General features: G+C 72.2%; 6 protein-coding genes and 3 pseudogenes. 6 read left to right on the top strand and 3 right to left on the bottom strand.

Going from position 1 to position 5,713, the window contains the following annotated elements; translation table 11 throughout:
* The 3 genes and pseudogenes from ASF38_RS08510 to ASF38_RS19250 form a co-directional block, all read left to right on the top strand.
* A partial coding sequence (locus tag ASF38_RS08510) for an ATP-binding protein (protein WP_235497542.1) occupies positions 1–408 on the top strand: 408 nt, incomplete at its 5' end.
* Between the two features lie 47 nt (positions 409–455).
* Positions 456–1,080: pseudogene (locus ASF38_RS08505) on the top strand (DUF5926 family protein); the annotation flags it as partial.
* Between the two features lies 1 nt (position 1,081).
* Positions 1,082–1,238 (top strand): DUF5926 family protein (locus tag ASF38_RS19250; protein ID WP_235497600.1); only part of this gene is annotated, 157 nt, incomplete at its 5' end.
* A 9-nt stretch (positions 1,239–1,247) separates the two neighbouring features.
* Here the strand turns inward: ASF38_RS19250 and ASF38_RS08500 are convergent.
* Positions 1,248–1,715, bottom strand: a complete 468-nt coding sequence (locus ASF38_RS08500; RefSeq protein WP_055961793.1) for a hypothetical protein — start codon at positions 1,713–1,715, stop codon at positions 1,248–1,250.
* 29 nt (positions 1,716–1,744) lie between these two features.
* Entirely contained in the window at positions 1,745–2,200 is a 456-nt protein-coding gene (locus tag ASF38_RS08495; protein ID WP_055961790.1) for a hypothetical protein, read from the bottom strand.
* A gap of 135 nt (positions 2,201–2,335) precedes the next feature.
* Between ASF38_RS08495 and ASF38_RS19245 the strand changes: the two are divergent.
* The 3 genes and pseudogenes from ASF38_RS19245 to ASF38_RS08485 form a co-directional block, all read left to right on the top strand.
* Positions 2,336–3,239, top strand: a pseudogene (locus ASF38_RS19245) (cytosine permease); the annotation flags it as partial.
* Positions 3,240–3,243: 4 nt separating this feature from the next.
* Positions 3,244–3,739, top strand: a pseudogene (locus tag ASF38_RS19240) (allantoin permease); the annotation flags it as partial.
* Positions 3,736–4,257: a cysteine hydrolase family protein gene (locus tag ASF38_RS08485; protein ID WP_055961779.1), complete on the top strand. Its 522-nt coding sequence runs from the start codon at positions 3,736–3,738 to the stop codon at positions 4,255–4,257. The pseudogene ASF38_RS19240 and the gene ASF38_RS08485, both read left to right, overlap by 4 nt.
* A gap of 3 nt (positions 4,258–4,260) precedes the next feature.
* Here the strand turns inward: ASF38_RS08485 and ASF38_RS08480 are convergent, their stop codons facing one another.
* Positions 4,261–5,451 carry an arginine deiminase gene (locus ASF38_RS08480; RefSeq protein ID WP_055961775.1) on the bottom strand — a complete coding sequence of 397 codons (1,191 nt, stop codon included), beginning with the start codon at positions 5,449–5,451 and terminating at the stop codon, positions 4,261–4,263.
* Between the last annotated feature and the right edge of the window lie 262 nt (positions 5,452–5,713).

Genomic DNA, 5,713 nt, shown 5'->3' with positions numbered 1-5,713 from the left:
CCGGCGTCGTCACGCCCCTCCGCGACCGTGCGACTGCCGTTCGAGCCGTCCACGCCGAGCATGGCGCGCACCAAGCTCGCGGGCTTCCTGACCGTTCATCGCGCCAGCCCCGGCACCATCGACGACGCCCTCATCGTGCTGAGCGAGATGGTCGCGAACGCCGTGGCCCACGGCCGGCCCGCCGCCGACGGCACCATGGAGATCGGCTGGACGATCGACGTCGATCGCCAGCTGCTCGAGATCAGCGTGCACGACGGCGGCGAGGGTGCCTCGCTGGAGCCGATCGACTTCGACGAGGACTCCCTCAGCGGTCGTGGCTTGTCGATCATCAACCGGGTGGCCGACCGCTGGTGGGTCGACATGTCGGCCGGCACGCGCGTGGGCGCCGAGCTCGCCCTCGACCACTGACGACCCTCTCCTCCGCAGACCTCGGCCCGGCTCGTTAGGGTGCGGCCATGGGAAAGAAGTCGCGCCGCACCAAGGCCCCGAAGCCTGCCCGCATGCCGTTCGTGGCCCGCACGTTCGAGGGACTGCCCGGGGAGGGTGACTGGATCGCGCTGCGCGAGTTCGTGCCCGCAGCCACGGCCACGGTCACGCTCAACGACGGCGAGCAGGTGCGCGTGTGCTCCCTGCTCCCCGGCAGTGGGGCCGGCATCCGCCGTCCCGACGGCGAGATCTGGCTCGGTCTGCAGGTGCTGCACAACCACGGCGACGTGAGCCGCGACCTCGCCGGCACCATCGAGACCGCCCGCGAGACCGAGCCCGGCAACCCCGTCCCCGTGCGCGACCCCGGCGTGGGCGACCGGCTGCAGCAGGTCGTGGACCCGGCGTCGTCGTTCGACGTCGAGGTGCACGACGGCTTCGACTTCTGGGTGGAGGGCACCGATGCCGAGGGCTCCGACGCGCTCGCCCAGGCCAACGAGTCGGTCTCGCCGACCGAGCGTCTGACCTCCGTCGAGGCCGCCTACTGGGTGCGCATGGCCGACAAGCGCTACCTGCGCTGGGTGGTCACCAAGAACGAGGACACGGTGCTCGACGGCTTCGCCCGGCTGGCCGCCGCCGGTGAGGAGACGCTGGGCGNCCCCGCCGTGGTCGACGACGGCGCTGCGGCCCTCGACGCCCCCCTCGCGGCGCTGTCCGAGCGTCTGGACGCCGCCATCGCCGACGACGCCCCGCTCACGTCGGAGCAGCGCAACGCCCGCTCCAACTTGACGAGCCGCCAGCTCACCATCCGCTGAGCCGGGCGGTCAGCAGGCGCCGACGACGCCGGTCTTCAGTCGCTTGGCCACGATCGTGCCGTTGACGCGCGTGGAGAACTTGCCCGAGGCGTACCACTGGACGCGGCCGCTGCCCTGGGCTGCGGACGTCTGGGCGACGTCGCGCTGCTCGCCGAACCAGCCGTCGGCGTCGGGGGCGTAGGCCACGCGTGTCCAGCTGCCGCCGCAGGGGCGTCGGAAGAGCGCCAGCTGGGTGACGGCTCCCTGGCCCGGCTCGGGGCGGGACAGCCCCTTGGCCGTGCCTCGCTTCGCGGTGCGGTCGAACTCGACGAAGACGCACGGCTTCGACGCGAGCATGGCGACGTACTGGGAGGCGGTGAGCCCGCTGCCGTCGTTGCCGTCGCAGTTGACCTTGCTGACGGTGTCGGCGTGGGCGGGGGCGGCCGCGAGGGCCGTGGACGCGACCGCAAGGGCGGTCGCGGAGAGCAGGCGCTTCATGAGGGGGTCCTCTCGTGGTGGGGCGCGGCTCAGCAGGAGCCGAAGACGGGGGTCGTGCGCACGGAGCTCCCGCGGGTGCTGGGGTAGCCGGAGACCTTCCACGACACCACGGCCTTCGCGCGCCACTGACGACCGGTGAGTCCGGCCGAGTACGCCGGGGAGCCGACGGTGTCGAGCACCGCGTAGCCGTCGGGGTCGGCGTCGTAGGAGACGGTGCTCCACGACCCGCCACACGTGCGGCGCTGCAGGGTGAGCTCGGTGACCGCGCCGACCTTGGGGTCGCCCTTCGACCAGGCGAGGCCGATCGCGCGGACGTTCCGGTCACTCGCGTCCCACTTCAGGCTGACGCAGCCGGCGCGCAGCGTCTGGTTGGAGAAGCAGGACTCCTTGGTCACGTCGACGGGGTTGGACGCCGCCGCCGGACCGGCGGTGGTGGCGAGGGCGACGGCGGCCGAGGCGGTCAGGGCGAGGAGGGTGCGCTTCATGGGAGTCTCCGAGGGGGGATGGGCTCCGGGGGCCGGTGCCGGTGAGCGAGGCTAGGCCGCCCGGACGGCTGGGCACCCGGGCCCGTGGGCCCGATGGTGGGCCCACGTCGAGCCCGACCGTGGGACGCTGGGTGCATGAACGAGCAGCCCACCGCAGGTCCGTCCGGTCTCGAGGCCGTGCGGCGTGCCGGCATCGAGGTCACCGGCATCGAGGTCATCGACGAGTCCGACCGCACCGCCAAGCCGTCCGACCTGTTCTGGCCGTGGTTCGCGGCCAACGTGTCGGTGTTCGGCATCTCCTACGGCAGCTACGTGCTGGGCTTCGGCCTCTCGCTGGTGCAGGCCGTCCTCGTGACCGTGCTCGGCGTGGTGGTCTCCTTCGCCGCGTGCGGTCTCGTGGCCATCGCGGGCAAGCGAGGGTCGGCGCCGACCATGGTCCTGAGCCGCGCGCCCTTCGGCGTGGTCGGCCAGAAGGTGCCCGGCGTGTTCAGCTGGCTGATCTCCATCGGGTGGGAGACCTTCCTCGCGATCATGGCGACGCTCGCGACGGCGACCATCTTCCGGGAGCTCGGCTGGGGCGGCGGCACTGGAACCAAGGTCGTGGCGTGCGTCGTGATCGCGGCGCTGATCGTCGCCGCGTCGGTGGCCGGCTACCACGTGATCATGCGGATGCAGTCGGTCCTCACGTGGCTGACCGGGGCCGTGACCATCGGCTACATCCTGCTGACCTTCGACCAGATCGACCTCGACCGCGTGACGGCGCTGCCCGGCGGCTCGGGCCAGGCCGTCGTCGGCGCCTTCGTCATGGTGATGACGGGCTTCGGCTTCGGCTGGATCAACATCGCCGCGGACTGGTCGCGCTACCAGCGGCGTGACACCCCTGGTTCGCAGATCGTGCTGTGGAACACGATCGCCGGCGCTCTCGCCCCGGTGGTCCTCGTGGTCTACGGCGTGCTGCTGGCCGGATCCTCGGACACCCTCAGCGCGGGCATCGTGGACGACCCCATCGGCACCCTCGCGTCCGTCCTGCCCACGTGGTNNNNCCCCCGCCCCGCCGCGGCCGGCGTAGACGGCGTGATCCTGACGCTCGGCACCGTCTACGTCGTGTTCGTGGCGGAGACGTTCCTCGGCCCGTTCACGAGCTTCCTCATCACGCTCGGGGTCCCCATCGCCGCCTGGGCCGGCATCATGATCGGCGACATCGCGCTGCGTCGGCGCGACTACGACGACGCCGCCCTGTTCGACGCCTCCGGCCGCTACGGAGCCGTCGACTGGACGTCGGTGGGCACCATGCTCGTGGCCTCGGTCATCGGCTGGGGCCTGGTCGTCAACCAGGTCTCGGGCACCGCGTGGAACGACTGGCAGGGCTACCTCATCCAGCCGTTCGGCCTGGGCACCCGCCTGCCCGACGGCGCCGGCTGGGACGGTGCGTGGCCGTACGCCAACCTCGGCGTCCTCGTGGCCTTCGCGCTCGGTCTCGTGGTCACGCTCGTCGCCCGCCGCTCCGTGGTCCGCCGCCAGGAGGCGCTGGTCCCGTGACCGACAGCTGGCTGGTCGTCGTGGACCCGCAGCGGGTGTTCGCCGACCCGGACTCCCCGTGGGGGTCGCCGATGTTCGCGGACACGGTCGAGCCGATCCGGGCGCTGGCCGCCGCTCTGCCCACGATCGTCACGCGATGGGTCCCGGCCCCGGACGCCGAGCGCATCGGGTCCTGGCGCACCTACTTCGACGCATGGCCCTTCGCCGACCGGCCCGCCGACGACCCGATGTTCGACGTCGTGCCCGACCTGGCCGACCTCGCGGCCGAGGCCACGGTCGTGTCCGCGCCGACGTTCGGCAAGTGGGGCGCGGTCCGGTCCGTCACCGGGTCCGCGCCGACGCTCGTGGTGGCCGGGGTGTCCACTGACTGCTGCGTGCTCTCGACGGTGCTCGCTGCCGCCGATGCGGGCGCGACCGTCGAGGTCGTGGCCGACGCCTGCGCAGGCTCCTCGCCGGAGAACCACCGCCGCGCCCTCGACGCCATGGCGCTCTACAGCCCGCAGGTCACGATCGTCTGAGGGTCAGTCGCGCAGGATCGGGCAGCTCATGCAGCGCGGGCCACCGCGCCCCGACCCGAGCTCGGAGCCGCTGATCGCGACGACCTCGATGCCGTGCTCCTCGAGCCGGGCGTTGGTCTGCTCGTTGCGCTCGTAGGCCACGGCGAGACGGGCGTCGATCGCGAGGGTGTTGTTGCCGTCGTCCCACTGCTCGCGCTCGGCCGTGACCGGGTCCAGGCCGGTGTCGATGCGGTGCAGCGCCTCGATGCCCATCGCCTCGGCCGCGGCCTCGAAGAAGGACCGCTCGGCACCCACCACCAGCGTGCCGTCCTCGTCGTCGCTCGCCGTGACGGCGATGGCGCGCAGCTCGTCGGCCATGTTGGGGTAGATGACCACGCTATCGACGTCGACCATGGTGACGATCGTGTCGAGGTGCATGGTGGCGCGCTCCTGCGCGATCGGCACCGCGAGCACCGTCTGCGCGAGCCCGGTGGAGAGCACCGTCGAGGCGAACCGCTCGAAGCCCGCCGGGGTGGTGCGCTCGCCGACGCCGACGGCGATCACGCCGGGGGCGAGCAGCAGCACGTCACCGCCCTCGAGGTGCTCCAGGTGCGGGCCGTGGACGCGCTCGGCCCCGGAGAACCGTGGGTGGTGGGTGTAGATCAGCCCGGTCAGCTGCGTCTCGCGCACGCGGGCCGGCATGGCCAGGCTGGTCACGGCCACCCGATCGGGCAGCCACACCGACGAGTCGCGCGTGAACAGCAGGTTGGGCAGCGGGTCCACGAGGAAGTCGTCGGGGCGCAGCAGGCTCGTGACGATGCTGCGGTGGGCGATCTCGTCGTTGCGCAGCCCGGCGGTGACCACCGCGGCCAGCTCGTCGGCAGGCAGGTCGGTCAGCGCCGACACGAGGTAGCGGCGCAGGCTGTCGCCGAGGTGCAGCGTGGCCGTGGTGCTGGCGATGATCTCGGCCCGCGCCTCGGGCTGCTCGAGCGTCTCGACGAGCAGCTCCACGAGGTACAGCACCTCGACGTCGTGGTCGCGCAGCGCCTGCGCGAACGCGTCGTGCTCGTCCTGCGCGCGCCCCAGCCACGGGATGCCGTCGAACAGCAGCGAGTCGTTGTTGCGTGGCGTCAGCCGCGCGAGCTCCTGCCCGGGCCGGTGCAGCATGACCGTCCGCAGACGTCCGACCTCGCTCGATGCACCCCACGTCGTCATGGTCGTCAGCCTAGGTGCAGCCGGCCGGGTGGTCGCGGCACAGTGCCGCGGCGCCGATCCCGACCCCGATGGTCGAGCATCCGGGACCATCCACCGAACGCCTCGGAGATCCGTGAGCACCCCGGTGGTCGAGTGCCTCCACGAGCGCCAGCGAGGGGAGGTGTGTCGAGACCACTCCAGGCGGCTTAGTGGCAGCCGGGCAGCACGAGTGCCCCGACCGATGGGTCGGATGTCGTCGTTGGTCGGGTGTCAGGGTCGCCAG

Origin of the sequence: Aeromicrobium sp. Leaf272 (genome assembly GCF_001422865.1) — a bacterium.
GTDB lineage: Bacteria > Actinomycetota > Actinomycetes > Propionibacteriales > Nocardioidaceae > Aeromicrobium.
The sequence above is the reverse complement of the archived record's forward strand: the minus strand, read 5'-3'. Positions and strand labels throughout refer to the sequence as shown.